At 66.3% G+C, this 26,593-nt stretch carries 31 protein-coding genes; 10 read left to right on the top strand and 21 right to left on the bottom strand.

Annotation, left to right across the window (positions count from 1 at the left end; all coding sequences use genetic code 11):
• Nucleotides 1–9 precede the first annotated feature (9 nt).
• The 13 genes from IG196_RS08135 to IG196_RS08075 form a co-directional block, all read right to left on the bottom strand.
• On the bottom strand, nucleotides 10–939 hold the full coding sequence (locus IG196_RS08135; protein ID WP_192195730.1) for an acetaldehyde dehydrogenase (acetylating): 930 nt from the start codon (nucleotides 937–939) through the stop codon (nucleotides 10–12).
• A gap of 13 nt (nucleotides 940–952) precedes the next feature.
• Nucleotides 953–1,735 carry a 2-oxopent-4-enoate hydratase gene (gene dmpE / locus IG196_RS08130; protein WP_192195729.1) on the bottom strand — a complete coding sequence of 261 codons (783 nt, stop codon included), beginning with the start codon at nucleotides 1,733–1,735 and terminating at the stop codon, nucleotides 953–955.
• A 44-nt stretch (nucleotides 1,736–1,779) separates the two neighbouring features.
• A complete protein-coding gene (locus tag IG196_RS08125; protein ID WP_192196945.1) occupies nucleotides 1,780–2,610 on the bottom strand; it encodes an alpha/beta fold hydrolase in 831 nt (276 codons plus the stop codon).
• Nucleotides 2,611–2,614: 4 nt separating this feature from the next.
• The gene (locus tag IG196_RS08120; RefSeq protein WP_192195728.1) at nucleotides 2,615–4,069 is read right to left on the bottom strand and encodes a 2-hydroxymuconic semialdehyde dehydrogenase; all 1,455 of its coding nucleotides are present in this window, start codon (nucleotides 4,067–4,069) and stop codon (nucleotides 2,615–2,617) included.
• A gap of 13 nt (nucleotides 4,070–4,082) precedes the next feature.
• Entirely contained in the window at nucleotides 4,083–5,015 is a 933-nt protein-coding gene (locus tag IG196_RS08115) for a catechol 2,3-dioxygenase (protein ID WP_192195727.1), read from the bottom strand.
• A 31-nt stretch (nucleotides 5,016–5,046) separates the two neighbouring features.
• Nucleotides 5,047–5,397, bottom strand: a complete 351-nt coding sequence (locus IG196_RS08110) for a 2Fe-2S iron-sulfur cluster binding domain-containing protein (RefSeq protein WP_192195726.1) — start codon at nucleotides 5,395–5,397, stop codon at nucleotides 5,047–5,049.
• Between the two features lie 13 nt (nucleotides 5,398–5,410).
• Nucleotides 5,411–6,469, bottom strand: coding sequence for an NADH:ubiquinone reductase (Na(+)-transporting) subunit F (locus tag IG196_RS08105; RefSeq protein WP_192195725.1), 1,059 nt, complete (start codon nucleotides 6,467–6,469; stop codon nucleotides 5,411–5,413).
• A gap of 18 nt (nucleotides 6,470–6,487) precedes the next feature.
• Entirely contained in the window at nucleotides 6,488–6,850 is a 363-nt protein-coding gene (locus IG196_RS08100) for a phenol hydroxylase subunit P4 (protein ID WP_192195724.1), read from the bottom strand.
• A 92-nt stretch (nucleotides 6,851–6,942) separates the two neighbouring features.
• Nucleotides 6,943–8,526: an aromatic/alkene/methane monooxygenase hydroxylase/oxygenase subunit alpha gene (locus IG196_RS08095; RefSeq protein WP_192195723.1), complete on the bottom strand. Its 1,584-nt coding sequence runs from the start codon at nucleotides 8,524–8,526 to the stop codon at nucleotides 6,943–6,945.
• A gap of 37 nt (nucleotides 8,527–8,563) precedes the next feature.
• Nucleotides 8,564–8,854 (bottom strand): MmoB/DmpM family protein, encoded by a 291-nt coding sequence (locus IG196_RS08090; RefSeq protein WP_192195722.1) that lies wholly within the window; start codon nucleotides 8,852–8,854, stop codon nucleotides 8,564–8,566.
• A 25-nt stretch (nucleotides 8,855–8,879) separates the two neighbouring features.
• On the bottom strand, nucleotides 8,880–9,884 hold the full coding sequence (locus tag IG196_RS08085; RefSeq protein ID WP_192195721.1) for an aromatic/alkene monooxygenase hydroxylase subunit beta: 1,005 nt from the start codon (nucleotides 9,882–9,884) through the stop codon (nucleotides 8,880–8,882).
• A 40-nt stretch (nucleotides 9,885–9,924) separates the two neighbouring features.
• Complete coding sequence (locus IG196_RS08080) at nucleotides 9,925–10,194, bottom strand: phenol hydroxylase subunit (RefSeq protein WP_192195720.1); 270 nt, start codon at nucleotides 10,192–10,194, stop codon at nucleotides 9,925–9,927.
• Nucleotides 10,195–10,423: 229 nt separating this feature from the next.
• On the bottom strand, nucleotides 10,424–12,094 hold the full coding sequence (locus IG196_RS08075) for a sigma-54-dependent Fis family transcriptional regulator (protein WP_192195719.1): 1,671 nt from the start codon (nucleotides 12,092–12,094) through the stop codon (nucleotides 10,424–10,426).
• Nucleotides 12,095–12,528: 434 nt separating this feature from the next.
• On the opposite strand from IG196_RS08075, the gene IG196_RS08070 reads away from it, so the two are divergent.
• The 3 genes from IG196_RS08070 (at nucleotide 12,529) to IG196_RS08060 (ending at nucleotide 14,804) form a co-directional block, all read left to right on the top strand.
• Nucleotides 12,529–12,942: a hypothetical protein gene (locus tag IG196_RS08070; protein WP_225616965.1), complete on the top strand. Its 414-nt coding sequence runs from the start codon at nucleotides 12,529–12,531 to the stop codon at nucleotides 12,940–12,942.
• 44 nt (nucleotides 12,943–12,986) lie between these two features.
• A complete protein-coding gene (locus IG196_RS08065) occupies nucleotides 12,987–13,976 on the top strand; it encodes a DUF932 domain-containing protein (protein WP_192195718.1) in 990 nt (329 codons plus the stop codon).
• A gap of 111 nt (nucleotides 13,977–14,087) precedes the next feature.
• Nucleotides 14,088–14,804, top strand: coding sequence for a YqaJ viral recombinase family protein (locus IG196_RS08060; protein WP_192195717.1), 717 nt, complete (start codon nucleotides 14,088–14,090; stop codon nucleotides 14,802–14,804).
• A 10-nt stretch (nucleotides 14,805–14,814) separates the two neighbouring features.
• On the opposite strand, the gene IG196_RS08055 is transcribed toward IG196_RS08060, so the two are convergent.
• Complete coding sequence (locus IG196_RS08055; RefSeq protein ID WP_192195716.1) at nucleotides 14,815–15,060, bottom strand: hypothetical protein; 246 nt, start codon at nucleotides 15,058–15,060, stop codon at nucleotides 14,815–14,817.
• 267 nt (nucleotides 15,061–15,327) lie between these two features.
• Between IG196_RS08055 and IG196_RS08050 the strand changes: the two genes are divergently transcribed.
• The 3 genes from IG196_RS08050 (at nucleotide 15,328) to IG196_RS08040 (ending at nucleotide 16,890) form a co-directional block, all read left to right on the top strand.
• The gene (locus IG196_RS08050) at nucleotides 15,328–15,885 is read left to right on the top strand and encodes a hypothetical protein (RefSeq protein ID WP_192195715.1); all 558 of its coding nucleotides are present in this window, start codon (nucleotides 15,328–15,330) and stop codon (nucleotides 15,883–15,885) included.
• Nucleotides 15,882–16,112, top strand: a complete 231-nt coding sequence (locus tag IG196_RS08045; RefSeq protein WP_192195714.1) for a hypothetical protein — start codon at nucleotides 15,882–15,884, stop codon at nucleotides 16,110–16,112. The genes IG196_RS08050 and IG196_RS08045 overlap by 4 nt, the downstream gene beginning before the upstream one ends.
• 553 nt (nucleotides 16,113–16,665) lie before the next feature.
• Nucleotides 16,666–16,890, top strand: a complete 225-nt coding sequence (locus tag IG196_RS08040) for a hypothetical protein (RefSeq protein ID WP_192195713.1) — start codon at nucleotides 16,666–16,668, stop codon at nucleotides 16,888–16,890.
• Between the two features lie 355 nt (nucleotides 16,891–17,245).
• Here IG196_RS08040 and IG196_RS08035 read toward each other — a convergent pair whose 3' ends face one another.
• The 7 genes from IG196_RS08035 to IG196_RS08005 form a co-directional block, all read right to left on the bottom strand.
• Entirely contained in the window at nucleotides 17,246–17,425 is a 180-nt protein-coding gene (locus IG196_RS08035) for a phage head-tail joining protein (protein ID WP_192195712.1), read from the bottom strand.
• 47 nt (nucleotides 17,426–17,472) lie between these two features.
• Entirely contained in the window at nucleotides 17,473–17,745 is a 273-nt protein-coding gene (locus tag IG196_RS32340; protein ID WP_225617067.1) for a Mor transcription activator family protein, read from the bottom strand.
• A 49-nt stretch (nucleotides 17,746–17,794) separates the two neighbouring features.
• Entirely contained in the window at nucleotides 17,795–19,717 is a 1,923-nt protein-coding gene (locus IG196_RS08025; protein ID WP_225616964.1) for a phage terminase large subunit family protein, read from the bottom strand.
• Nucleotides 19,718–19,721: 4 nt separating this feature from the next.
• Entirely contained in the window at nucleotides 19,722–20,327 is a 606-nt protein-coding gene (locus IG196_RS08020; RefSeq protein WP_192195709.1) for a hypothetical protein, read from the bottom strand.
• Nucleotides 20,324–21,103: a hypothetical protein gene (locus tag IG196_RS08015; protein WP_192195708.1), complete on the bottom strand. Its 780-nt coding sequence runs from the start codon at nucleotides 21,101–21,103 to the stop codon at nucleotides 20,324–20,326. Before IG196_RS08015 ends, IG196_RS08020 begins: the two co-directional genes overlap by 4 nt.
• A complete protein-coding gene (locus IG196_RS08010; protein ID WP_192195707.1) occupies nucleotides 21,093–21,341 on the bottom strand; it encodes a hypothetical protein in 249 nt (82 codons plus the stop codon). Before IG196_RS08010 ends, IG196_RS08015 begins: the two co-directional genes overlap by 11 nt.
• Before the next feature lie 287 nt (nucleotides 21,342–21,628).
• Nucleotides 21,629–22,570 (bottom strand): DUF5906 domain-containing protein, encoded by a 942-nt coding sequence (locus IG196_RS08005; protein WP_225616963.1) that lies wholly within the window; start codon nucleotides 22,568–22,570, stop codon nucleotides 21,629–21,631.
• A 17-nt stretch (nucleotides 22,571–22,587) separates the two neighbouring features.
• Between IG196_RS08005 and IG196_RS08000 the strand changes: the two genes are divergently transcribed.
• From IG196_RS08000 to IG196_RS07985, 4 genes are read left to right on the top strand one after another with little or no spacing between them, the layout of a single operon-like run.
• Nucleotides 22,588–23,280, top strand: a complete 693-nt coding sequence (locus IG196_RS08000) for a hypothetical protein (protein WP_192195705.1) — start codon at nucleotides 22,588–22,590, stop codon at nucleotides 23,278–23,280.
• Nucleotides 23,281–23,282: 2 nt separating this feature from the next.
• Complete coding sequence (locus IG196_RS31990) at nucleotides 23,283–23,756, top strand: hypothetical protein (protein WP_225616962.1); 474 nt, start codon at nucleotides 23,283–23,285, stop codon at nucleotides 23,754–23,756.
• Complete coding sequence (locus IG196_RS07990) at nucleotides 23,753–26,116, top strand: DNA cytosine methyltransferase (protein ID WP_192195704.1); 2,364 nt, start codon at nucleotides 23,753–23,755, stop codon at nucleotides 26,114–26,116. The genes IG196_RS31990 and IG196_RS07990 overlap by 4 nt, the downstream gene beginning before the upstream one ends.
• Complete coding sequence (locus tag IG196_RS07985) at nucleotides 26,113–26,553, top strand: hypothetical protein (RefSeq protein ID WP_192195703.1); 441 nt, start codon at nucleotides 26,113–26,115, stop codon at nucleotides 26,551–26,553. The genes IG196_RS07990 and IG196_RS07985 overlap by 4 nt, the downstream gene beginning before the upstream one ends.
• Nucleotides 26,554–26,593: the final 40 nt, after the last annotated feature.

The raw sequence follows: 26,593 nt of genomic DNA, 5'->3' as shown, positions 1-26,593 counted from the left end.
GGTGTGCTCCTAGGCCACGGCGGGCTCGGGTTGCGGGAGGCTGGCGAGCATCGCTTCGGCGAACATTTCGGCCGTGCGCGCCGCGGCGGCGGTCATGATGTCGAGGTTGCCGGCGTACTTGGGCAGGTAGTCGCCCAGGCCTTCCACCTCTAGGTAGATCGACACGCGGTTGCCGTCGAACACGGGCCCGTTCACGAGCCTGTAGCCCGGCACGTACTTGCGCACCTCGGCCATCATCTCGTGCACCGAGGCCGTGATGCGCGCCTCGTCGGGCGGGCCTTCGGTGAGGCAGTGCACCGTGTCGCGCATGATCAGCGGCGGCTCGGCCGGATTGACGATGATGACCGCCTTGCCCTTGGCCGCACCGCCCACGCGCTCGACCGCACCGGCCGTGGTGCGCGTGAACTCGTCGATGTTCTTGCGCGTGCCCGGGCCGACCGAGCGGCTGGACACGGTGGCCACGATCTCGCCGTAGGCCACGGGTTGCACGCGCGACACCGCCGCCACCATCGGGATGGTGGCCTGCCCGCCGCAGGTGACCATGTTGACGTTGGCCGGCCGCGCACCGCCCGCCATGAGCAGGCTCTTGAGGTTGACCGGCGGCACGCAGAACGGGCCGATGGCTGCAGGCGTCAGGTCGATCATGAGCACGCCCAGGGCATTGAGCTTGGCGCTGTTCTCCGCATGCACGTAGGCGCTGGTGGCGTCGAAAGCGATCTGCACGCCATCGGCCTTCACATGCGGCAGCAGGCCGTCCACGCCCTCGGCCGTGGTCTTCAGGCCCATCTCGCGGGCACGCTTCAGGCCGTCGGACTCGGGGTCGATGCCCACCATCCACACGGGTTCGAGCACCGGGCTGCGCTGCAGCTTGGCGAGCAGGTCGGTGCCGATGTTGCCGGGGCCGATCAGCGCGCACTTGATCTTGGTTGGGTTCGTCATGGGGTTGTCTCCTTCAATGGAAGCGCACCGAGCAGCCGCCCAGGCCGCCGATCGAGACGCGGAAGTTGTCGCCGGCCTTGGCGGGGAACATCGCGGCGAGCGCGCCCGACAGGATCACCTCGCCCGCCTTGAGCCCGATGCCCAGCGCGCCCAGCGTGTTGGCCAGCCACGCGACCGCGTTCACCGGCGAGCCGAGCGCGGCGGCGCCCGCGCCGGTGGCGATGATTTCGCCGTTCTTCTCGAGCACCATGCCGCAGGTCGCCAGGTCGATGCGGCGTGGATCGATCGCGTGGTCGCCTAGCACGAACACGCCGCACGAGGCGTTGTCGGCCACGGTGTCGGCGATCTGGATCTTCCAGTCGCGAATGCGCGAATCGACGATCTCGAAGCAGGGCATCACGCACTCGGTGGCGGCCAGCACGTCGGCGTTGCCGATGCCGGGGCCCATGAGGTCGCGCTTGAGCAAAAAGGCGATCTCGCCCTCGGCCTTGGGCTGGATGAGCGTGCTGCTGTCGATCGACTCGCCCTCTCCGACGATCATGCCGTCGAGCAGGTAGCCGAAGTCGGGCTGGAACACGCCCAGCATGTTCATCACGGCGCGCGAGGTCACGCCGATCTTCTTGCCGACGATGCGCTCGCCGGCGTCGAGGCGGCGCGCGATCATGCGCTGCTGGATGCCGTAGGCGTCGGCGATGGTGATGCCTTCATGCCGGCTGGTGAGCGGGTCCACGACGCTGCGCTCGCGCAGCGCGTCGTAGAGCTCGTCGCCGAGCCGCTGGATGAGGGTGGGGTCCATGGGGGTCTTTTCCTTTGCTCTCTCTCGGGGGGTGAATCAATCAATCAATCGGCTTCGTTGAGGAAGTCGCCGACCAGGCGGGCGAAGCGCGCGCTGTGCTCGATCTGCGTCCAGTGGCCGCAGCGGCCGAACACATGCAGCTGGCTGTTGGGAATCCACTGGCTCAGCGTGAGCGAGGTGGCCAGCGGAATCACCTGGTCTTCGCGGCCGTGGATCAGCAGCGTCTCGTTCGGCAGTGCACGAATAGCGGCCTCCGGGCTCGCCATTGCATCGACCCAGCGCTGGTGCGGCGCCGGGAACATCGCGCCGAAGGTCTCCTGGAAACCGGGCCGCATGCTGGCTTCGTAACGCAGCTGCGCGAGCTCGTCGGTGACGAGGGCACGGTCGAACGCGAACACGTCCATGATCCGGCGCATGTTCGCGAACGAGGGTGTGTAGCCCCAGACGGCATCGAGTCCGGGCGTGATCGCGAAGGGCACGCCCACGCTGCCCATGAGCACCAGCCGGCGCACGCGGTGCGGCGCTCGGATGGCCAGCGCCAGCGCCAGCGCTCCGCCGAAGGAGTTGCCCACCACGTCGGCGCGTTCGATGTCCAGTGCGTCAAGCAGGTCGAGTGCCTGCTGCACCCAGGTGTCCATCGTGTAGGTCGCGCCGGGCACGCGCTGCGTGAAGCCGAAGCCAGCCATATCGGGTGCGATCACACGGCGCGAGCGAGCAAGCACCGGAAGCACCAGCCGCCAGTTGGCCCACGCACTCACGCCCGGGCCCGAGCCATGCAGGAAGAGCACCGGTGCGCCCTCCCCCAGGTCATGCACGTTGGTGTGGAATGCACCCGTGCGGATGCTGTTCGCGATTTCGGGGTTGCTCACCGTCAGGTCCTCACAGCTTGATGCAGACGTTGCGCAACTCGGTATAGAACTCGAGCGAATGCACCCCGCCCTCGCGCCCGATGCCCGACGACTTGGCGCCGCCGAACGCCGTGCGCAGGTCGCGCAAGAACCAGCTGTTGACCCAGCAGATGCCGACCTGCACCTGCCTGGCCACGCGGTGCGCGCGGCCCAGGTTCTCGGTCCAGACGGTGGTCGCCAGGCCGTAGTCGGTGGCGTTGGCGAGCGCGATGGCTTCTTCCTCGGTGTCGAAGGGCGCGATGTGGCAGCAGGGGCCGAAGATTTCCTCGCGGATCACCGAGGCCGTCTCGGGCAGGCCGCTCCAGATGGTGGGCTGCACCCAGTGGCCCTCGGCCAGCGCGCCTTGCATCGCCGGCACGCCGCCGCCGGTGACGACGGTGGCGCCCTCGTCTTTCGCCTTGCGGTAGTACGACAGCACCTTCTGCTGGTGCTCGCGCGAGATCAGCGGGCCGATGCCCACGCCGGCCTCTTCCGACGGACCCGGTTTGAGCGCTTCGGCCTTGGCCTTGAGCGCCGCGACGAACCTGTCGAAGATGGGTCGCTGCACGTAGACACGCTCGGTGCCCAGGCACACCTGGCCGCAGTTCTCGAAGGCCGAACGCGTGATGCCGGCGACGGCCTTGTCGAAATCGGCGTCGGCGAACACGATGCCGGCGTTCTTGCCGCCGAGCTCGAAGGACACGGGCCGCACGCCCTTGGCGGCGGCACCCATGATGGCCTCGCCGGTGCGCGTCTCGCCCGTGAAGGTGATGCCGTCCACGCCCGGGTGCGTGGTGAGGAACTCGCCGGCCGAATCGGGTCCGAAGCCATGCACCACGTTGTAGACGCCCGGCGGAATGCCGACCGCATTCATCACCTCGCCCAGCAGCGTGGCGGTGGCGGGCGTTTCTTCCGAGGGCTTGACCACCACGGTGTTGCCGCAGGCGAGCGCCGGGCCGACCTTCCAGGTCATGAGCAGCAGGGGCAGGTTCCACGGGCACACGACGCCGATCACGCCCAGCGGCGAGCGCACGGCGTAGTTCAGCGCCTGCCCGCCGTCGGGCGTGGTCATCTCGAAGCTCTCGGTGGGCACGTTCTTCACGATGTCGGCAAACACCTTGAAGTTGGCCGCGCCGCGCGGAATGTCGACGTGCGAGGCCAGCGCGTGCGGCTTGCCGGTGTCGGCCATCTCGGCCGCCAGGAAGTCGTCGAAGCGCCGGTTGATCTCGTCGGCCACGGCATGCAGCAGCTCGACGCGGCGGGCAACGCTCATGCGGCCCCACTCGCCGTTGAGCGCCCCGCGTGCGGCGCGCACGGCCGCATCGACCTCGCTGCGGCCGGCCTCGTGCACCTTGCCGAGGACACGGTTGTCCACCGGTGCGCGGTTGTCGAAGGTCTTCGGAGTGGCGACGAACTCGCCGCCGATGAAGTTCATGAACTGTTTCATCGCAGCGTCTCCTTCAGGTCACCACGCTCAGGAAGTTCTCATTGAGCTTGCGGTCGTGATAGAAGATCGCGCGCCCGAGTTCGTCGTCGGTCCACACCAGCGGCGGCTTGTCGGGATAGAAGATGTAGCCGCCCGAGAACACCTCGTTGCGGTTTCCGCTCGGGTCGAAGAAGTAGATGGTTTCGCCGCGCGTGATGCCGTGGCGCGTGGGGCCGATGTCGAGCGACACGCGCCGCTTGGTGATGAGGTCGGCCGCCTTGAGCACCTCGCCCCAGTTATCGAGCAGGAACGAGGCGTGGTGGAACTTGTTCTTCTCGGGGTGGCGGATGAACGCGATGTCGTGCGGCTTGGTCGAGCAGGTGAGGAAGGCCGCGATATACATGCGCTCAGGGCCGGCCACCACGCTCTCGGCCAGGTGAAAGCCCAACACCTCGGTGAACAGCTTCATGGTGCCGTCGAGGTCGTCGCCGTACAACAGGCAGTGGTCGAAGCGCGAGGGCGCCATGCCCTTGAGGTCGTCGGGGTAGACCTCGGGGTTTTCGTAGGGCATGCCGTTGCCGACCTTTTCCTTCTCGGCGAAGAGTTCGATGGCGTGGCCGGTGGGCACGGTGAAGCGGAAGCGCGGGCCAGTGCGCAGGTGCTCGCCGGCTTCGATCCACTGCATGTCGGTAGCCAGGCCGCTGGCCTTCAGGTCAGCGGCGAGCTTGTCAAGCGTGGCGGGCGAATCGACGCGAAAGCCCATGAAATCCATGCCGGCCTCGTCGGCCTCGCGCAGCACGACGCTGTGGTGATCGTGCTCGTCCCAGGCCTTGAGGTAGATGCGGCCCTGCGCATCGCGGCCGGTTTCGATCAGGCCCAGCACGTCGCGGTAGTGCGTGAGGGCAGCCCCGAGGTCGAGCACGCGCAGTTGCACGTGTCCGGGGCGAATGACGCCAGTGAGTGCCATGGAAGTCTCCTTTGGTTGGTGATGGGAAAGTTCAGGTGGGGAAACGGGAATCGGAGGACGGCGATGCCGATGCGACCAGACGGCGCTCGATGCAGCGCGCCAGCTTCTCGACCGCACGCAAGGCCAGGTCGCTTTGCGGGTAGGCGCGGCAGGCCAGCACGTAGCCCTGGGCTTCTTCTTCGACGCTGACGTGGCAGCGGCTCATGCGTTCGCGGCGCACGGCACCCGACTCGATGCGCACCTTGCAGACACCGCAGCCGCCGCCGCGGCAGCCCACCGGGATGCCCTTGCGGCCGAGCTGCTCCATGCCGCTGAGCAGCGTCTGGTCGGCGCGACAGCTGTAGCGCTCGTGGGTGTTGCCGATGACGACAGAAAAGCTCATGGCCGGCTCCTCCTCACAGCGCCTTGAACAGCGGGCTGCGCGGCGCCGCGGAAGCGGCATCGGCGGCGGTGAAGAACTTCTCGGTGTAGATGTCGCGCTCGAACAGGCGGCCCTGCATCAGCGTGGCGATGCAGGCTTCGGTCATCGGCGGCGGCCCGCACAGGTAGGCCTTGTGGCCGCGGAAGTCGTTCGCGAAGTGGGCCTTCAACGCCTCGTGCGCAAAGCCGCGCGCGCCACGCCAGTCGCTGTCGGCCGGCAGGTCGGACAGCACAGGCACGTAGGTGAAGTTGGGGTGCTGGTCTGCGAGCTGTTCGAAGAGCTCTCGAAAGTACAGCTCTTCGGCATTGCGCGCGCCCTGCACCAGCGTGATCGGCAAGGTGCAACCTTCGGTGAGCAAGTCGAGCACCATCGACTTCGGGCTCGACAGGCCCGAGCCGCCGGCCACGAAGATCATCGGCAGCCCCGCCGACTTGCGCACGAAGAAGCGGCCGTTGGGCGCGGTGAAGCGCAGGCGCTGGCCCACCTGCAGCTCGTCGTGCAGCCAGCCCGTCGCGCGGCCGTTGGGCACGCGGCGGATGTGCAGCTCGACGAGTTGGTCGTCGGGTGCATTGGCGATCGAGAAGGCGCGTTCGCCCTCCACGCCTGGCACGTGCAGCATCACGTACTGGCCGGCCTGGAACGGTGCCGGCCGATCGGTGCGCAGCCACAGGCCACGGATGGTGGGCGTGAGCATGCGGGCCTCGACCAGCTCGGCATCGAAGTCTTCCAGCGGCAGGAACTGCGCGTCGGGGTCTTCGTCGATCTCGGCTTCGATGACCAGGTCGGCCTGCGCCGTCGCGCAGCACGCGAGGATCTTGCCGTCGTCGCGCTCGAAGTCCATGAGCGCGAAGTTGGAGGCGTCGCCGTGCTCGCATTCGCCTTCGAGCACCTGCACCTTGCAGGTGCCGCACACGCCGTGGCCGCAGGCGTGAGGCAGCCACACGCCGGCGCGCAGGCAGGCATCGAGCACGGTCTGGCCGTCGCGCACCGCGACGGCCTGGCCGAGCGGCTCGATCATGATCTGGAAGCTCATGGCAAGGCCCTCCCGCGCTCAGCTGAAGGAGCCGCCGATGCCCGTGAGCCCGGGCGTGCGAAACCGCAGCGCCGACTTGTGGACCAGGCCGTTGTCGGCCAGCGACTTCGACGCGTCGGGCGTGAAGGGCTTGCCGGAATCGAACCATTCGGCGCGCGACCAGTCGACCCTGTCGAAGTCGGGGTGGCTGCCGTACACGCCGGGCAGCACGTCGCTGATGAGCGCGCCGAAGGGCATGGCCGCGGGCAGCGGCAGGCACACGGGGGAGCAGAAGAGCAGGTGGTCTTCCCATCCGATGTAGAGCAGGCGGTTGCCGTGGAAGCGGTCTTCGCTGTCCATGACGGTGCCGGTGTAGCCCGGGGCGAGTGCAACAACAGACATGTCGGTCTCCTTCTTTGGGGTGAGCGCTGCCCGCGCCGTGCGTAGGGCACGGCGGGAGCGCGGGGGTCGATGGGGTGGTGAGGCCGGGCTGGTCAAGCCACCTTGGGCTCGGCCGCCGACAGGTCCTGCCCTGTCCAGCGTTCCCAGTTGGCTTTGTCGGGCGAAGTGTTGAACTCGCCGTTGTCGGCGCCGGCTTTGATGTGGTAGTAGTCGAGCACGGCCGCCAGTGGGTTGAAGCCTTCCACCGTCGGGTCGGTGCCCTCAGGGAAGCAGTTGCCCTGGTAGATCTGGTGCACCGGCAGCCAGGCCTGCACGTACTTCTCGGGCTCGCCGTCGAACACGTCCTTGCAGCCGTCAGAGCAGAAGTGGTACTTCATGCCGTGGTAGCTGCTCTCTCGGTAGCAGATCTTGGTGGGGTCGTCAGGCTCGGTGAAGGCCATCGGGATCTGGCAGGTCTGGCACAGCATCGGCAGCGTGTTGTTGAACCAGCGCTTGCCCTGCTTCTCCTGCTCGGCCAGCCACTCGAAGCGCGGGCGGTACAGGCTGTCGAAGGTCTCAGGGTACTTTTCGGCTAGCCACGTCATCTCGTCGGGCTTGGGCACCCAGACGTTGAAGTTGGCGGCGTGGCCGTAGTTGTTGAAGATGGCCCAGGCCTCGTGCGAGATTCGGCTCTTTTCCTTCGAGGCGACCTCGTGGTACTTGGGCATGCGGATGCCGTAGCGCGCGAGATCTTCGAACAGCGCACCGCCGTTCTTCTCGAAGTACATCTCCCACGCCTCGGACCAGCTCATGACGCGCTTGGGCAGCATGTAGTCCATCATCATCGCGACCAACGTCAGAAGGCGGTAGCCGCGCCAGAACCACTTGTCGACCCACTTCTGCACGATGGGCACGTTGTCCGGGTCCTGCTCGAGGATGAACTTCACCACCTCCAGGCCCAGCGTCATGTGGCGCGACTCGTCGCTCTGCGCCGAGAAGCCGAAGGTGACGGTGGCCATGTCGCCGTTGTAGGCCGCGCCGCTCATGAAGGGCATGAACAGCAGGTTGGTCAGCACGTACTCGAACGAGAACGAGATGGCAGTGATGAACTCGAAAGGGCCCGCGCTCATCGCGTCTTCGAAGTAGCTCTTGGGCACGGACAGGTACCACACGCGGTCGTGCATGTGCTGCGGGTCGTGCAGGCCGTTGAAGTACTTGTTGAAGTGGCTGATGGTGTGGAACTGCGTCTGCGCATGGCGCAACTCGTCGATCGACTGCATCTGGCAGGCGACGCGCGCGCCCACGCCGCGCAGCGAACGCCCGGCCATGGCATAGCCGCGGTGCGCCGCGTACTCCAGCGGCGAGACGCCGGTGAGGAACAGCTTGAGCGTGTTCAGGTAGCGCGGGTCGCTGATGTTGAACTGGCCGTTGTTCTGCTGGAACGCATCGATGATGGCGTAGAGCTTCTTCTCCTTCTCGCCCTGGAACTTCCAGTAGGCGTCCATCGTCAGGCGGAACGGGTCTTCCCACTTGTCCCAGTCGTGGATCTTGATGCCCTCGAACTTGTCGAACGGGAACACGTCGTCCATCGACTGGTAGGTGGTCTCCCAGCCGAGGCCGCGCGTCATCATGGCGTAGCGCTCCTTCAGGCCGAGGCGCGGGGTCGCGGAGGTCTTTGCTGCTGCTTGGGTGGTCATGGCGTTGTCCTTGGTCGTGATCCGGTGAGGCCTGTACTCAGGCGCCCCAGTGAAGGGTGAATTCGTCGTCGGTCTCTTCGATGCTTCCGGACAGCGAGATCAGGCTCAGGTGCAGCTCCTGCAGGTCCCAGCGGCGGCCGACCAGGGCTTCGACGCTCTCGCGGCGGATCACGAGGCGGCCGGGCGCATCGATCTTCACCATCGCGGGGTACTCGGTGACGGTGGCCTCGGGGTTGTCGGTGACGATGGCTTCGACGATGGCGCGCGCGGCTTCGCCGGTTTGCAGCGCGATGAAGACGGGCGGTCCGGACAAGGTGGCGGTGATCATGGTTGGTCTCCTTGGTTCGATCGGTTCAGGCGGCAGCGCCCGTGCGCACCAGCCGGGCCACGCGCGCATCGAGCGCGGTGTGCAGCGTCTTCAGCACCTCGGCGCCCTGCGCACCGAGCGCCAGCGCGGCCAGCGGTGTCAGCGCCTGCACAGCCTGGTCACGCCAGGTTGCGTACCACTGCGCGAGCAGCGCGGCGTTGGCGGGCGACTCCTCGGCGGCGGTCTTCAGCGTGGCGTCGACCCAGCGCACGTTCTCGTCGAACCATTCGTTCATGAACTCGGTCAGCATCGCCAGCGCGTTGCCGGTGGCGGCGCTGTTCGCGTTCACGTAGTGGCGGTAGATCAGGGGGTACAGCAGGCCGTCGAGCACGAGGTTCTGGGCCACGAACACCTCGAACCAGTCTTTCGTGACGAACAGGTTTTCCATCAGGCGGCGCACGCCCTGCCAGGCCGGGTGCGCGAGCCAGGCTTCCTTGCCGGCGTCCAGCGCGCGGCCCGAGTTGCCGTCGATCTGCAGGCCGACACGCGAGAGGTACTGCGCGATGCCCAGCCGGTCCATGGCCGCATAGATGAAGGGCTGCGTGATCGCCGTGCCGTAGCCGTAGCCGCAGCAGTAGCTGTGGTTCATGTTGGCGCCCCACTCGTAGTGGCGCAGCGGCACCAGCACCTGCTGCAGCGACTCGCGCACGCCCGCATCGGCCTGGGCCAGCAGCTGGCGCTTCTCGGCGAACTCGAACTGGCGGTCGGCGCCTTCCCCCTGGCGCGCGCGGGTCATCGTGTACACGCCGTAGTAATAGTGGCGCGGGTCCTTGAAGCTGTACCAGTCGGCCATCACGAGGGCCGTGCGGCGCTTGTCGTACAGCGCGTGCTGCGGGTCCCACAGCGGCCGGTAGTGGAAGTTGGCCGTGGGCTGCATGTCGAGCGTGGCCTCTTGGTAACGCGAAGCCGGCTTGTCGCCGAGGCGCCGCGCCACATGCGAGAAGGTCTGCCGGATCGGCCGGACGTCGGAAGTTTTGATGTCGACTTGCACGTGGTGTCTCCTTGGTTATCGCGGGAAAAATACGGGGTCGTCAGTGGTCGATACCGGGCGCGCCGAAGCGCCACTTCATGCGCTCGAAGTCCAGTCGCGCGCCCTCTTCGGTGCTCAGGTGGCGCACCTCGTGGCGCGCGCAGAACTCGCGGAACTGGTCGAACTGCAGCACCAGCTCCACGGCCAACTCGGGGTCGCCGATGGCGAACTCGAACTCCACGAAGCGGGCGTTGCGCGTGCCGGTGACGCGCACGAAACACGGCTGGCCGGTCATCTGTCCGGCACTGCCGCTGCGAGAGTCGGGCTGCATCGAGCGCATCACTTGTTCAATCCATCAACAGGTGGACGGCACCAGCGCCGCCCGGCCTGATAAGGGCAACGGGCGTGCCAGCGCGGCTAAGTGATTGATTTACATGGACCCGCTGCGCCTGCGGGCCAGAAGCACCGGGAAGTCCCGGATGCTGGTTTGATCATTTGCTGCAGTGCAGCTTGATCAAATGGTGAAAACCGGAAAAACACCGGGCGCCGCCTGCGCCCGTTCAGGACGTCGGCAGGCCTTCCTTCTTGAGCCGGTAGGCCAGCTGCGGGCGCGTGATGCCCAACAGGCGCGCGGCCTGCGACAGGTTACCCTTGGCACGCTGCATCGCGGTCTGCATGAGGCGCTGCTCGAGCGAGGCGATGTCGATGTTCTGCTCGAGGACGCGCTGGCACAGCGCGTCGAGCTCGCTCGCGTCAGCACCTGAAGCAGCGGTCCCAGTGGCGACCTTGCCGCTGGCGTCGAGCTGGTCGCCGGGCATCGCGCCCGGCGGGTGCATCCACAGGTGACAGGCCTCGATGTCACCGTGGTCGGGCGCCAGCAGCACCGCGCGCTCGATCACATTCTCGAGTTCACGGATGTTGCCGGGCCAGGCGTGCTTGTGCACGTCGAGTGCGGCCTTGTCGGTGAGGCCGCGCAGCTTCTTGCCGTACAGCGCGCTGTACTTCTCGACGAAGCGCGCCACCAGCGCCGGAATGTCGGCGGTGCGCTCGCGCAGCGGCGGAATCTGGATCGGGAAGGTGTTGAGCCGGTAGAACAGGTCGGTGCGAAACTTGCCCGCCTGCATGGCCTGCTGCAGGTTGACGTTGGTGGCGGCCACGATGCGTACATCGACCTTGGTCGGCTGCTCGGCGCCCAGGCGCTCGACCTCGCCGGTCTGCAGCACGCGCAGCAGCTTGACCTGCGCGGCCAGCGGCAGGTCGCCCACCTCGTCCAGGAACAGGGTGCCGCCGTGGGCGCGCTCGAAGCGCCCGGCGCGCGCATGGTGGGCGCCGGTGTAGGCACCCTTCTCCACGCCGAACAGTTCGGCCTCGATCAGGTCGGCCGGGATCGCCGCGCAGTTGACGGCAATGAAGGGCTGCTTGCCGCGCGGCCCGTTGTCATGCAGCCAGCGAGCGAACACTTCCTTGCCGACGCCGGTCTCGCCGAGCAGCAACACGGTGATAGCGCTGTCGACCGCGCTGCGCATGAGTTCGAAGGCGGCACGGAAACCCGGCGACACGCCGACCAGCTTCTGGTCGTACTCGCGGCGCGGTTGCAGGCGGCGCAGGTGCTGCAGGCCGAGGTTGAAGTCGATGAGCTTCTCAGCCACATGGTGCTGGCGGAAGTACTCGAGGTAGTGCTCGTCGTTCCACGCCTCGGCCGGTTGGCCGACGATGCGGCAGCGGCTGTCGCCCATGCTGGTGCATTCGACTTCCTTGAACACCACGAGCCGCCCCATGAAGGCGGTGGTGTAGCCCGAGGCATAGCCGATCTGCGACCAGCACTGCGGGTCTTCCCCGTAGCCGAAGTCGGCCACGTGGGCTTCGCATTCCCAGGAGTTCTCCCAGAGGAATTCGCCGTAGAAATGCTTGGTGGCCACGTCGAGGTCGACCTGGACCTTCTGCACCGAGACGATGCCCTCGATGGAATGCAGGCGCGGTCCGAGCATGAAGGCGTCTTCGGCGCGCATGCCGGCAAGGCGCTCGCGCACGGCCACCTCACCGTCGCGCAGGCCCGAAGCAAAGCCCATGCGCACCAACAGCCCGCGCGCGCGCTCGATGCCCAGGGAGTCGAGCAGTTCGCGGCGCAGTTCAGCGAAGGCACGGGCATGCATGAGCAGCATGCGCTGCTCGTCCAGCCAAATATGGCCCGAGCCGGCGCTGAAGCGCAGGAGAGAAAGAAGTTCTCCCACCGTGTCCCCTTTACTTGTCTGGATCGTTCCTTCTACATTCTCCCGCAAGGACGGAACGATAAGACTGGGATAGTCCCGGACGCCGGATCGATAGCCGTCTAGTTAGAGTCGCGACCGGCTTACGCGCGCCACGAGCTATACGACATCGAGCCCAAAGTCGTCGATCAGGACCGCTTCTGGCCAACAGTGCACTTCCCCTAAGTCCCTTCGAACGGCAGCAACCGATCTGAATCGGATAGCTTCGAATCGCCGAGGCGTCCCGGCGAATGCAGAAATTTTCAGCCACATATGACTACCGCGGATAGACAGTAGAAAGTCCGTCCGCCTCCAACAAAGCCCAGCCCGGTCTCCGCCGCGCTGGGCTTTGTGCCGTCTGGCTCAGCCAGACGTGTGTTCTGTCCCTTCCGGGGATGCCCCCGTGTATCCCGAGCCCCATGGACCACGACTTCACATCCACTACTTTCGAAGATGAACCTTTTCCCGACCATGAGCCCCTCACACAGTCATCCAACTTCGCCTGCCCCGCGTGCCAGTCGCGACGCACCATTCCCCGCGACACCGGCAAGAAGGCCGGTGCGGCCATCGGCACCGTAGCAGGCGCTGCCGGCGGCATCTCCGGAGCGCTGTCCGGTGTCATCACAGGCGCCGAGATCGGCATGGCGATGGCTGCGACCGCGACGGCCAGCACGTCACTTGGCATCGTCGCCGGCGCCATCCTCGGCGGCCTGAGCGGAGCCATTGCCGGCTGCGCCGTCGGCGCGGCGTTGGGCGAGGCTGTCGACGACGCGATCTTGCGCAATCGCCGCTGCTTGGCCTGCGGCCAGACCTTTTCGGCCTCGCGCCGCTGACCACGCTTCTCACCTCACCTCTTCCCCAAGAAGGAAACCTCCACATGGCACATCTCATCGAAACAATGGCCTACACCGGCGATACCCCTTGGCACCGCCTCGGTCATCGCCTTCAACCCAACCAACCCATCGAAGTCTGGGCTCAGACCGCCGGCATGGACTGGAACATCCAGGAAACGCCAGTGCGCTTCATGGCTCAACCCGAGGGCGATTCCCTGCAGGCCCTGGAATCCTTCTGCGAGCAGAAGGTGCTCTACCGCAGCGACTCACGCGCACCGCTATCGGTCGTCAGCAGCCGCTACCAAGTCGTGCAGCCGCGCGCTGTTCTCGAGTTCTACCGGGACCTCACCGAGATCGGCGGCTATGAGATGGAGACGGCTGGCGTCCTCAAGGGCGGTCGCAAGGTCTGGGCGCTCGCGCGCACCGGCAAGCAGGCCGTGCTCAAGGGCAATGACACAGTCAACGGCTACCTGCTGTTGGCGACCTCCTGCGACGGCACGCTGGCCACCAGCGTCACGCCGACGACCGTGCGGGTCGTGTGCAACAACACCCTGGCCATCGCGCTGGACAGCACCAGCAACGTCATCCGTGTGCCCCACAGCACCAGCTTCGATGCCCATGCCGTCAAGCGCCAACTCGGCATTGCCATCGGGCAGTGGGACGACTTCATGTACCGCATGAAGGTCCTGGCCGGCCGCAAAGTCAAAAGCAAAGAGGTCGAGGCCTACATCCAGCATGTGCTCTACGGGCCAAACGAACCGGATGGGCCCTCAGCCGCAATGCCCAACACCTCGTCCATTCCACGTGCATGGGCGGCCCGGAAGGTCCTTGAGCTGTACGAGGGCAAAGGCCGCGGTGCTGAACTCGCGGCTGCCCGGGGGACGACCTGGGGCTTGCTGAGCGCAATGACCGAATTCGTCGATCACGAGCGCCGAGCTCGCAGCCGCGAGTACCGCCTGGACAGCGCCTGGTTCGGCCAGGGCGCCGCACTGAAGCAGCGGGCTCTCGCACATGCGCTGGAACTCGCACGATGAACCCTCGAACGACATCCCTCACCCCCTCCCCCATCGAAGCCCCGCCTCTGCATTCAGAGAGCGGGGCTTTTTGCTGGATGGAGGTCGATTCCAACTCTTCAAGGAGAAACCATGATGAACCTGAACCCTGATACGGGCAGCTCGAAGCGCGCCCCGACAATCCCCTCGCATTCGCGCGCCCCGGCGTTGCGACTGGTCCAGGCCACTCGCGCACATGCTCCATTCTCCGAGCGCTGGTCGAACGTGTACGAGGCTGGCATCGGAAGCTTGGATGCCGCTGCGGCCGTAGGTCGCGATCCCTTCAAGTCTCCGGTTCGGCTCTGGATGGAGAAGACCGAACGCGCAGAGCTGCTACAGCCGAGACCGGGAGCTGCGTCGATGCCCGATGATGCTGCCTACTGGGGCCGACTGCTCGACCCCATCGTGGCAGCGCACTACACGTTGCGCACTGGGCGTCAGGTGCGGCGCACCAGCACCTTGCTACGGCACCCGCAGCACCCTTGGATGTTTGCCCATCCCGGCCGCGAAGTGGTCGGCGCTCCCGAGGTCCAGCTTCTGGAATGCCGATGCGTCGGCATGGATGCGGCCGCGCTGTGGGTCGAAGGTCTTCCCGCCTACGTTCGGATCCAGATGCTGCATCAACTGGCCGTCACCGGCGCCCAGGCCGTCGATGTCGTGGCGCTGATCTGCGGGCAGGATCTGCAGATTCATCGCGTTGAACGCGACGAGGTCGAGATCTCCCGGCTCATCGCCGCCGAAAGTGAGTTCTGGCATTGCGTCGAGCTTGATCAGGCGCCGCCTGCTCAAGGTGAGCAGGCCATGCCCTGATCTTCAATCTCTAGCGGTGCGTGGTCGAAGCCCGCGACCCCTCGGCTCGCCAGAACCGCCACCACCGGGGCTGCGCTGCTGTCCGTAGTTCCAGAGGCCGCAGATCCAAGGTGTCGTAATTCGTGGACGGCGCACCAACACGGCGGCGCATCTCTGTTTCGAACTCGTGAGCAATGCCGCGCGCGTGGAGGTCTCCCTGCAGCGCCTTCTTGCGCCACTCACTCGCAAGGGCTCCCAGCTCCTCGTCGGTCAGCATCTCAGCGGTCTTCATGGGCCAATTGTGCCGCCCCCGTCGCCCTTGCGTGACAACGCGCGCGACAACCCACCTCCGATGGCCGACGGCCATGCCCGGAATTTCCCTATTCAACCCACGAGCCCGCTTTACGCGGGCTTTTTTACGTCTGCCTCATGCCTAACCACATCTATCTCACGACAACCAACGCCGGGCTTGCGCCCGGCCCCTCCTTCCGCCGACTTTCTGCCAGGGTCGCCAAGCTTCGCCCAGCCAACAGGAGCGACTGATATGGGAAGCATCTTCTACCGAGCCTCCAAAGAGCAGGCCGTCCATGACGAGCTGCAGAACGTGGAGGGCTTCGCCGTGGTGCTCGCTCACCGCTCGATCGGCAACCGCCTGTGGTTTCTTGCGCAGACCCGCTCGGGTGAACACACCGGACGGATCTGGATCGGCCTGACCCTCATCGATTGCAGAAATGGCCAAGCAGCTGTGAAGAACATGGACGAGAGCTGCGGTCCGTACTACTTCGATTGCCCATTGGCCTTTCTCGATCATGCCGATCCCCCAGTCGGGCCCCACGCGGGCTCCTGGCGCGAAAAGGTGCGCGAGTTTCATGCGAATCGAGCAGCCAAGCGAGCCGCCATAAGGCAAGGCCTGCGCGTGTCGTACGACGGATGCATCTACGAGCTGCAGCACAGTCTGGGCCGCCGTGGATGGGAAGTGCAACGCGAGGATGGGCTGATCTTTCGGATGAAGGCCAGGCAGCTGCGGCAGGCAACGGTGTTGGCAGCGGCGGCTGTGGCGCCTGCGATCGCCATGGCGGCGAAGCAGGAGGCGCCGGCATGAAGCAAGTCCGCCATCAGACCAACGTCGAGTTCGTCGTGGACTTGATGGAGTTCAGCGCGCATGGAGCGTTGATCCAGGCCTTCGTACTGCAGGCATTGACTCAGTTCGCGCAGAGGGTGGCAGCCACCGATCCCGAATCGCTGGATACCAGCCTGGTCAGCGGGCACGCCTGGCATGGCTGTGCCATCGAGGTGCAGCAAAAGCTCAAGCAACGCTTCGACGAATAAACCCGCCAGGGTTTCCCTGGGCTCTCAAAGCCATCCACTTCCGCGCGCCACGCCCCTCTGAGCCCATGGGGGCTATGCGGGAAAGGCTGCGCGCCTCGTGCTCGCGATGGCAGCACCTACCCCTCGAAGGAGAACAACTTGATCACCACGATTTCGCGCGGTGTTTCGACCTCGCACGCCGCGTCGGCAACATCCTCGGAACCACTCTCAGCACCTTTCACGTATCACTTCACGCGCGTCAGCCGCAACGCCAAGACCGGCCCGATGGCGGTCACGACGACGAGCGCGAACTCCTGTCCGCCGGATTGTGGGTTTCAACGCAACGGCTGCTATGCGGAGAGCGGACCGCTGGCGTTGCATTGGCGCGCCGTGTCTGCCGGCGTCCGAGGCAGCACCTTCGATGAGCTGCTGGCGCAGATTCGCACGCTGCGGCGCCGGGCGCTGTGGCGGCACAACCAGGCAGGTGACCTGACACCTTGCGCATCGTGGGCTTCCCGGCCCACGGGGCAGGTGCCAGGCGCGTGCAGACGATTTTCTTCGAGGGGAGTCCCTCATGAGAAGACTGCCGGACGAAGCTACAGCACCGGTCACGACCAGCCATATAGAGGTGCTCGCGCTCGACGAGGAGTTTTTTCAACGGGTGGATCGCGTGATGCTGGAGCGCAAGCAAACCGATCCGTTTCGACGGGACGCGGTGTGGCGCGCGACCGCAGAGGAGGCGCGGTTGCGACAACTTCAGTCGCCACATGAAGACCCTATTCGAAGCAAGCCACGCTAAATGCGGCGAACCGTTCGCGGTCGGCCACCTCCCATTGCTTCCTCCAGACGGCACAAGCCCCGGCTCCTCTCAAGGGGCCGGGGCTTGTGCTTCTGGGGCTCAAAGACCTGAACTACGAACCACTAAGAAAGAGAAAGGACATTGCCATGGGCATTTTCTACGGGCCTATCGAGTACTTGAGGGCTTTCGCGCTGGTACTAGCCACCGGGATCTTCTTCGGCTTCGGGCTGGGGTGGCATTTCTGCGGGCACTTTCGAAGGCACTCATCACACGCGGACCACTGAGGCCGAGTGCCATTGCGAGTACGACCAAGGCTACTTCCCGGATTTCACCAAGTAGCTGGCATAGCGCTGGTCTACATGCGCTGCGCAGAACCGCTGGCGTCAGCGATGCCATTCGTGACGACTTCGCGAGCCTGCAGCAGCTCGGCCACGCTGCGCATGGTGACCTGGCGCCCATCGGCGGCGCGGATGGTGAGCTCGCCGCTACTGATGGCAGCGTCGATGGCGGCGAGATCTTGTGCGGTGAATGCCATCGGGCAAGCGTGCCCGGGGCCTTGTGCAAAATCTCAAAAATCCTGCACTATTCAACAGCCGGCCGACGCCTCCGCGCGAGGATGGAATACAGGAGCCGTCGGGAAATTCCGAACTGGCGTCTCACGTCCTCGAAGTTCCTGCCCGTGAACGCCGCCCACACTGCGGCGTCGCGGGCGGCACGCTCGTCGCGCTTCGGCACGTAGCGTCCACCAATGCGCGGTCCCAGACGCCTGGCCACGGCATCGGCAAGGGCGTCAATGGCTTCACGTGGAACGTCATCGCGGAAGACCGCGAGCCCTCTTTCTCGGTGGCACTCCACCAAGATGCACAGCACATCGTGGCGTAGCGTTGCGCCCTCATCACGGGGTTCAATCACGGCGTTCAAAGCTCCATTCGGATGAGTCGGTGCGCGAGGCGCGCGGTGTTACTGGGCGGCTTTGATCAGGCGGAGCCGGGGATGCTGGCTGCGCCGCCTGGTCGGCGGTACCGGCACGCTCGTGCAGACGATCTGCTGCTCTTTGCCAGTCCACACCGGTCCAGCGGTGGAGGCGCAGCTCCTGGTGGTGCGCGGCCGCATAGGCGTAGCCCCACGTGTCCAGGGGTTCGTTGCGCGCTCCACGCCGCTTGACGAAGGCGTTCTTGCGCGGGTCGTAGGTCTCGCTCACGAGCCCTGCGAAATACATCGGGTCCAGTTCATCGCTGAAATGGGTAAGTCGCTGCTCGGACGTGCGATCGGCGTCCGTGGAGAGGCGACCGAAAAGCCAGTGCTTAATCGCCACCGTGCCCACCTGGTAGGTCATGACACCGCGCTTGTCGCTGCGACCACGCCAGTCGACATCGGAGAGCTTTCCCTTGCCGATGGTGGGCGCGTTGTTGTGCTTCGCGCCATAGATTGCCATGGGCCTCCGCGTGAGCCGGCGACGCGCATAGTCCTTCACCGCCTCGGTGCGGTGGCCCATCATGTCGATGGCCACGGCCTCGACACGCAGCGTGGCGCCGCAATCGTGTGCGATGGGTTTGTTGAGTAGCTCGGTGAGGCTGACCCACACGGCATCGTCTGCGGGGTCGCCCATCAATTCGATGTAGTCGATCACCCAGAACGCCATGCCGCGCCCCCAGCCGACAAGCTGCACGGCGAGGCGGTTGTCCTGCGTGTCCACGCCCGCGGTGACCACCAGCACGCCGGCCGGCGCGTGACGCAAGCGATACGGCTCGGCGCGCTCAGCGATCGCGTTCTGTTTGACCGCGCGCATGGCCGGGTCTTCCCACGCTTCGGCACGTCGATCGTTGACGAAGGTCTTGATCGCGGCGATGTCGCCCTGCGCGTCAACCCACACCTGGGCCATCTCTGCCCAGCGGGGGCCCAGGGCAAAACGGTAGTACAGAAAATTGGCGCGATAACCGCGGATGCTGCGCTCAGGGTAGCGCGCGACCCACTCGCCGCGATCCACCATCCGGTCCTTGTGGTGTTCCTCGATGTCCGCGCCGCACTCGGGGCAGGTGCACCAGGCGCGCGTCACGCGGCCATCCGGGCCCACCGACCAATGGAATGCCTCCCAAGTGAGCGGGTGCATGTGCTCGCAGTTCGGGCACGGCACGTGATACAGGCGCTGGTCGGACTTCTCGTACTTCGCTTCGAGCCGGGACAGCCCCTTGAATTCGGGGGTGCCGACCGATGCCCGCTTTGAGTTCGCCGGGAACGCGCTGTTGCGCCCATCGAGCAAGGCGTCGGGGTCGTCGCCCGTCGGCAGGCTCGACGCGACGCTGTCGTATTCATCGACCAGCACCATCTTGGCGCTGGTCGACTTGAGCCGCTTCGCGTTGCCGGTGTGCTCCATGTAGAGCTGGCCGCCGGCGAAGTCCTTGAAGCCGCGCGTGTTGCTCGAGTTGCGCGATGCCGTCGACGTCAGCGCGTCCGCGCACGCGGGCGTTTCCTCCAGCAACGGGTTGAGCTTCTGGTTGATGAACTTGTTCATCGAGACCTCACCCGGCAGCACGACCATGATCGGACCCGGGTCCTCGCACATCGTGTAGCCGATGATGTTGGTCTCGATCTCGCTCTTGCCGAACTGGATCGGCAGCACGGAAACCATCTCGCGCACCGGGCTGCTGGCGCTCATGCAGTCCATCGGCTCGCGCAGCATCGGACTGCGTGCCGTGACCCAAGGGCCGGGCAACGAGCTCGCCTTGCTGCTGAGGATGCGATGCTCATCTGCCCACTGCGAGACGGTCTTCGGCCGCCGCGGCTGGATCGCGCGTGCGGCGGTTTGGTAGAGGCTCTGTGCTTCCACCTGCCTAGCGCCCCAGCTTCGAGAGACCGCTGGACGCCGTCTCCAGCGCATGTCGGATCTCGGCGTTCAGAGTCGAGCGCACGACCGCCTCATCCACTTCCGCCGCCAGCGCGGGCGCAACACGGTGCGCGATGCCCTCGATGGAAGTCCGCAGCACGGTCATCACTTCGTTGATCACGGCGCGCACTTCGCTCGCCTCGAGCAGCTCTTTCACCCGCGCGCGATAGGAGGCCTCCGCCTCAAGCGCCGCGAAGTGTTCCCGCTTCGCCTTCGACCCCTGAAAGTCGAAGCCAGGCGGCACCGGCCCGTCTCCGCCTGGCGCCGCAGGCTCGCGGTCATCGTCGAGCGCTGGTCGCGAAGATGGCGACGATACCGGCGCGGATTCAGCTCGCTCGCGTCGTGCCTGGGCGTGGCGGCCCGCCACGCCCTGCTTGCTCGGGTCTTCGGTGGCGCGCACGCGCTCGATGCTCTCGGCGACCAGCACGCGCTTGCCGTCCTCCGCCATCACGAGACGCCCTTCTTTCTGCAGCTGGTAGCCATAGGTCCGGCCATAGCCCAAGTGCACCGAGAACGCGGAGACGGTCATCAGGTTGGATTCCGCCACGTTCATTCCCCCGCCACCTGCCGGATGCGATAACGCAGGCGTCGCTGCAGGTACTCATCGGTGCCGGCCTTCCTGGACACGTTGTCCATGCTGAGTCGCATGCGATATGCACTTGCTCGGACGAACATGAGCACAGGTCGGACATCCACGCCGCCGGTGCCGCTCGCCGCCCAGATGCCCGGCGCAAGGTGCGCCGTCTTGCCGCTGCGCAGTCGACCCGACGCCACGAAGTAGCGGCGCCCAGCCTGCCGCGCGCTGCCAGCATGAATCGCAGCCTTTCGGCTTGCCCGCATATTGGCCCGGTACCCCTGCTCGCCGAAGGCCTGGAAGTAGCTGATGAGCTGGACGATGAACGCGCCACGCAGATTGCCCCGGCCATCGTCGCTGCCCGGGTACGGGTTGCGGGGAATGGCCGTCTGGTAGCCCGACGGCAAGATGCCAGCGCGCCGCAACGCCACCTCGCTGCGCTTATCGCGGCGCGTGCCGCCGAACGACTGCGCCTGCAGGATGCGCTGCGGGTCGATGCCCTTGCCCCCGTAGTAGGTCGGTTCGATGGTCGCTTCGAGCCGCTCCGGCGTGGCTTGGCGGACGTACACGCTGTTGACAACGTAGGGTGTCGGGCGGTCGAAAACGCTCAGCATCTCGTTGCGCATGACGCGACGCACCTGGTAGGCGGCATCGTTCAGCGCTGCTGCGTAGGCCTGGCGCGCCTGTGGGCCGCTCAGCCGATCCAGGGTTTTGCGAGTGGCGCCGAGCCCGTCGAGCTTGAGGTCAATGCGCATGCTCGTCTCCCCCCGGCCTATCCGCATCATCGGATCCGACTGCAGCTGGGCCTTGCGCCACCCATTCCGGCGCACCAGTGAGCGTCACCTGCAGGCCGCGCAAGCCCAGGAACAGGCCCTCATCGCGCAGGCTGCGCACCAGCGCCTTCAGCTCCGGCCACCCATTGACCAAGGCGACGAACTCCGCCGCATTCGCCTCCGTGCAGCGGATCACCTTCGAAATCACTTCTCCGTCCATCTCATCCTTTTTTGTGAGGCATGTGGGGGGTGGTGTGGGGCATGGGTGCGCACGTAAGTGCCTGTCGGCATTGGCGTGTGGGGTATGTGAGGTATGTGAGGCATGCAGGCGGGTGCACGTGCATGCGGGTGTGCGCACGCACCCATGCATGCGCACACATGGGCGGGTGAGGCTCGGATGCCTCACATACCTCACAAGCGTTGATTTCATTGAGTTTTCTTGCCTCACACCATGGCTCACAGATGGCTCACATGCCTCACCGAATTGGACGAACGACGCCTGCGACATCAATGCCCCCCTTCGCGGAACGCCTTGAGCGAGTCCTTGAAGGCGCGCGCTCTGTCACCGATCCACGTCGGCTCGTGCTCGCCGACCGGACACTCAGCGCCACCGGGCAGGAACGTGACGCCGGACGGGCCCTTCACGCCCACGCCGAGGTCGTAGCGCTTCGACAAGGTCTTGGCGCCGTGCTTGCGCATCAGCTCGCTCGCGAACCGCGGTTGATGCAGCGCCTTGAGGCCCACGCGATGGCACCAGGCCCCGTACAAGGCGTAGAGGTCGAGGGGCAGCATCGGGCTCAGCAGCTTCGGCGCGTTCTTCGCGGGAAAGCCGTCGATCTCGCCCGACTCGAACGCCTTGAAGAAGCGGCTCGGGCTGTCCATGCTGAGGTCGATCAACTCGCGCTTGGCCTCGGTCATCGGTGGCAGCGTGCCTTCGGTGAAGTCGCCCAGGTCGACATGCAGCAGGTAGTCGTGCAGCGCCGCGGCGCCGCCGTTGTCCAGCTCCACGAGCAGGTCGCGGTAGAACTCGCGGCTCAGCTTCTCGGGCGTCCAGATGACGGCGTGCCGCCGGTCGTCCTGCTCGAGCACCACCGGCATCGTCTCGTTGCTCAAGAACACCAGGTTGACGTGGTTGCGTTCGTCATAGGCCGAGAAATTCTTCGGGTTGATGCGGATCCAGTCCCCGGTGATGAACGCCTTGAGTTTGTTTTTGACGTGGTAGAGGTCGGACCGCGCCACCACTTCGTCAGCGATGAGGAACAGCTTGCGGCTGGCCCAGTCGTTGAACTTGTCTTCGATCGCACTCTGGTCGATGACGCGGCCGTAGCGCCCGTAGATCGCCATCAGCGCTTCGAAGAACATGTTCTTGCCGGTGCCCTGCGGCCCGTGCAGCACGAGCGTCGTTTTCATCTTCGCGCCGGGGTGCTGGATCGGGTACACGGTCCTCATCGGCAAGGCCTGACGCGATGCAGCACATCCTCGGCCTCACCGGCTTCGCAGGCGCCGGAAAAGACACGGTCGCAGACCTGCTGGTTGCGCACGCGCGCTTTCGCAAGCTGGCATTCGCCGACGCGCTGCGCGCCGAGGTGGCCGAGGGCTTCGGCGTGCTGGCCAGCGACCTGGCTGACCCGGCAGCCAAGCACCGGCCCACGATGGCGCTGTGCATGCGCCGCGCGCCGCGCGACTTCCTCGCCGCCGTGGTGCTGTCACTCAGCGTTGCGGCACCCGACCACCGCACGCCGCTCAGCAATGAGTGGCTGGACGAACCGCGCGCACCGCGGCAGATCCTGCAATGGTGGGGCACGGAGTACCGCCGCGCCCAGCACGACCGCTACTGGACCCGCATCATGGCCTCGCGCGTGGTCGGCTACCAACGCGACGGCGAGTCGCGCTTCGTCATCACCGATGTCCGCTTCGACAACGAGGCCGACACGCTGCGCGCCGCGGGCGGCAAGCTCTGGCAGGTGACCCGTCCGGGCTGCAACGGCAGCGCCGAAGGCGCGCACATCAGCGCCACCGACGGCGGACGCTTCAAACCCGACGCGGTGATAGCGAACAGCCACGACGTGCGCCACCTGCAGGGCGTGGTGCTCACCGAGTTCGTCGCGCGCGAGTGCGGGCTGGACCCGGCGCACGTATCTCTGACTGTGAGCGCCTGACCATGATGCCGTCCGTCCTCACCGAAGAACTGGCGGCCGTGCTGCGCACGGTGGCTCAAGCCGACCTCTGCGAGCCCTCGACCATTGCAAAGGCCCACGGCCGCGCGGTGGCCGAGCAGCTCGACCAATTGCACGCCGCCGGCCTGATCATGCGCCAAGCCGCGCGCCGCCTCGATCGCACGCGCACCACGCTCTACAGCATCAGCGCGACCGGCCGCGAGCGCCTGAATGCCTACGACGGTGGCTTCAGGCATCGCCTGACCGGTAGCAGCCACGTACCGCCCATCGCGGCGCCGCGCACCGCTCATCTGACGACCAAGGGCCTCTACACGGGCACCGAGCTGCGGCCCTACAACGGCCGCCCGGGCGCCATGGACGCCTTCGCTCTGCCGAGCCGCATGGGTGGCCGCCTGCACTATCGCAACGGTGCGGTGGTGGCGTTCGACTCAGCACTCGCATGGAGCGAACCCGCATGAAGCGCGACGACTTCACTCTGCAGCTCGACTTCCCGCACGAGCTGATCATCGACAACTTCGCTGGCGGTGGCGGCACGTCCACCGGCCTCGAAGCCGCGTTCGGCCGTCCGGTGGACATTGCCATCAACCACGACCCCGAGGCGCTGGCGATGCACGCCATGAACCACCCGCTGACCCAGCACCTGCTGGAGAGCGTGTGGGAGGTAGACCCGATCAAGGTCACGCGCAACCAGCCAGTGGCACTGGTCTGGCTCTCGCCCGACTGCAAGCATTTCAGCAAGGCCAAGGGCGGCACGCCAGTGGCGAAGCACATCCGCGGCTTGGCATGGGTCGGAATGCGCTGGGTGGCGCTGACCAAGCCGCGCGTGCTGATGCTGGAGAACGTCGAAGAATTCACGACGTGGGGCCCGCTGCTGGTGGGTGCCGACGGCACCGCCCGGCCTGACCCCGCACGCAAGGGCAAGACCTTTGAGAGCTTCGTCCGCCAGCTGCGTGCGCACGGCTACAAGGTCGAATGGCGCGAGCTGCGCGCCTGCGACCACGGTGCACCCACCATCCGCAAGCGCCTATTCCTGGTGGCCCGCCGCGACGGCCTGCCGATCTGCTGGCCCGACGCGACTCACGGCAACCCGGTCAGCCCCGAGGTGCTCGCAGGCAAGCTGCTGCCATGGCGCTCGGCCGCCGAGTGCATCGACTTCAATCTGCCGGCGCGCAGCATCTTCGGCCGCGATCGCGAACTGGCCGTGAACACCCTGCGCCGCGTGGCAAAGGGGCTGTGGCGGCATGTGCTGACCAGCCCGAAGCCGTTCATCGTCGGCGTGGGCGGTCGCATGGGTCAGTCTCCCGCGCGCTCGACCGGCGCGCCGTTGCAGACCATCACCGCGAAGGCCGACTCGTGCGTGGCGCAGCCTGTGCTCGCCCCGTTCGTAAGCGAGCACGCCAACGCCAGCAATCAGCGCAACATGGCCGCCGACGAGCCGCTGCGCACGATCTGCGCGCAGGTGAAGGGCGGCCACTTCTCGGTGGTGGCACCGACTCTGTCGCCCATGGTGATGACCAACACGACCGGCCACCCCGGCGCACCCGCATCGGCGCCGCTGGCGACCGTCACGACCGGCACGCACCACGCAGTAGTTGCACCGGTGCTCACTCCGCTGCGCGGCACAGAGGAAAGCCACCTGCAGGGTGACGACGTTGCGCAGCCGCTTTCGACCGTGTCGGCTGGCGGCACGCACCACGCGATGGCCAGCGCCAGCTTGGTGACCATCGGCTATGGCGAGCGCGCCGGCCAAGAGCCGCGCGCGTTGGACATTCACCAGCCGCTCGGCACCGTGGTGGCTGGCGGCGTGAAGCATGCCGTGGTTGAAGGCGCGTTCATCACGAAGTTTCGCTCGAACAGCGTGGGCCACGACATTCAGGAGCCGCTGCACACGGTGACGGCGAACAGCTTCATCAAGCGCCCGGGCGGCAGCGTACCGCTTGGCATCGTGGCCGCGCACCTGGTCGACGCAGGCCATGGGGAAGGCAAGGACGGCACGAAGCGATTCAGCCACGGCGTGCGCAGCGTCGAGCAGCCGCTCAACACCGTGACGGCCAGCGGCGCGACCAGCGCGGTCGCAGCGGTCCACCTCACGCACCTGACGCACCACGGCGAACGCGCGGGCAACGACGCGGCCGAGCCGCTGCGCACCATCACCGGCGCCCACCGCGGCGAGCAGGCGCTCGTAGCGGCTTGCCTTGAGCAAGCCTACGGCGGCTTCTACGAGGGGGACGGGCGCACCGTCGACGCCCCGATGTCCACCATCACTGCATCGGTCAGCCACCAGCGCCTAATCGCCGCCTACTGCGTGAAGTACTACAGCAACGGTGGCCAGTGGCAAGGCCTCGCCGAGCCGATGCACACGCTGCCAACGAAGGGGCGCATGGGCCTGGTCGAGGTCGAGCAGGTGCCCGCCGACTGCTTGGCGCCGGAGCTACGCGAGCGCGCCAAGCAGTGCGCCGCCCTGCTGCACGAGCACCTGCCCGAGCAGTTCTCGGAGCCGGCCGATCTGGTGCTGATGCTGCACGACGGCCAGTGGTGGGTGCTGGTGGACATCACGCTGCGCATGCTCAAGGCGCCCGAGCTTTTCCTCGCGCAGAGCTTCCCGGCCGACTACGTCATTCACGAGATTCCCGACCCGGCGCTGCTGTTCAAGGGCGGCGTGCAGGCGGCTGACCCGCTGGCCGTGCCGCGCATCAAGCTCAGCGCCACCGCGCAGGTACGTATGTGCGGCAACAGCGTGGCGCCGGCGCAGGCCGAGGCGTTGGTACGAGCCAACTTCGCGCACGAGTCGCGCATCTATGGGCGGGTCGCGGCATGAAGCGGCGCAGCGCGAATCCCACCAACTGGGCCGAGACCATCGCCGCGCGCCAGCCCATGGCGCGGTCCGTGGCCGATGACGTGATGGCGAAGCTCTACAGCGCCTTCGGCGACCTGAAGGCCGGCAGCACCGACGACGATCTGTTCGACCGATTGGCGGCCGCGATCAACGTCGGCGTGGTGCGAGCCGAGCAGATTGACCAGGCGTGCGTCGCGCCCATGCTGGCCGCACGCGACGCGCTCATCCGATGCGACGACATCCGAGGCCGCCATGGCCGGTATGGATTCGACGGCCCAGGCCTGCTGGCGATGGCCGTAGGCCTCGAGGTCTACGAGGAAATGGTGCGCAACAGCACCCCACAACAGATGCGCGAGGCCATGACGGCATCGATCGCACGCATGCGTCGTCAAGGCGCTGCCGAAGGAGCACAGCAATGAGTGTCAGGCTGAAGAATGACAGCCGCCACATGATCCGCGT

It is taken from the genome of Variovorax sp. 38R, from assembly GCF_014843395.1.
GTDB lineage: Bacteria > Pseudomonadota > Gammaproteobacteria > Burkholderiales > Burkholderiaceae_C > Variovorax > Variovorax paradoxus_H.
The sequence above is the reverse complement of the archived record's forward strand: the minus strand, read 5'-3'. Positions and strand labels throughout refer to the sequence as shown.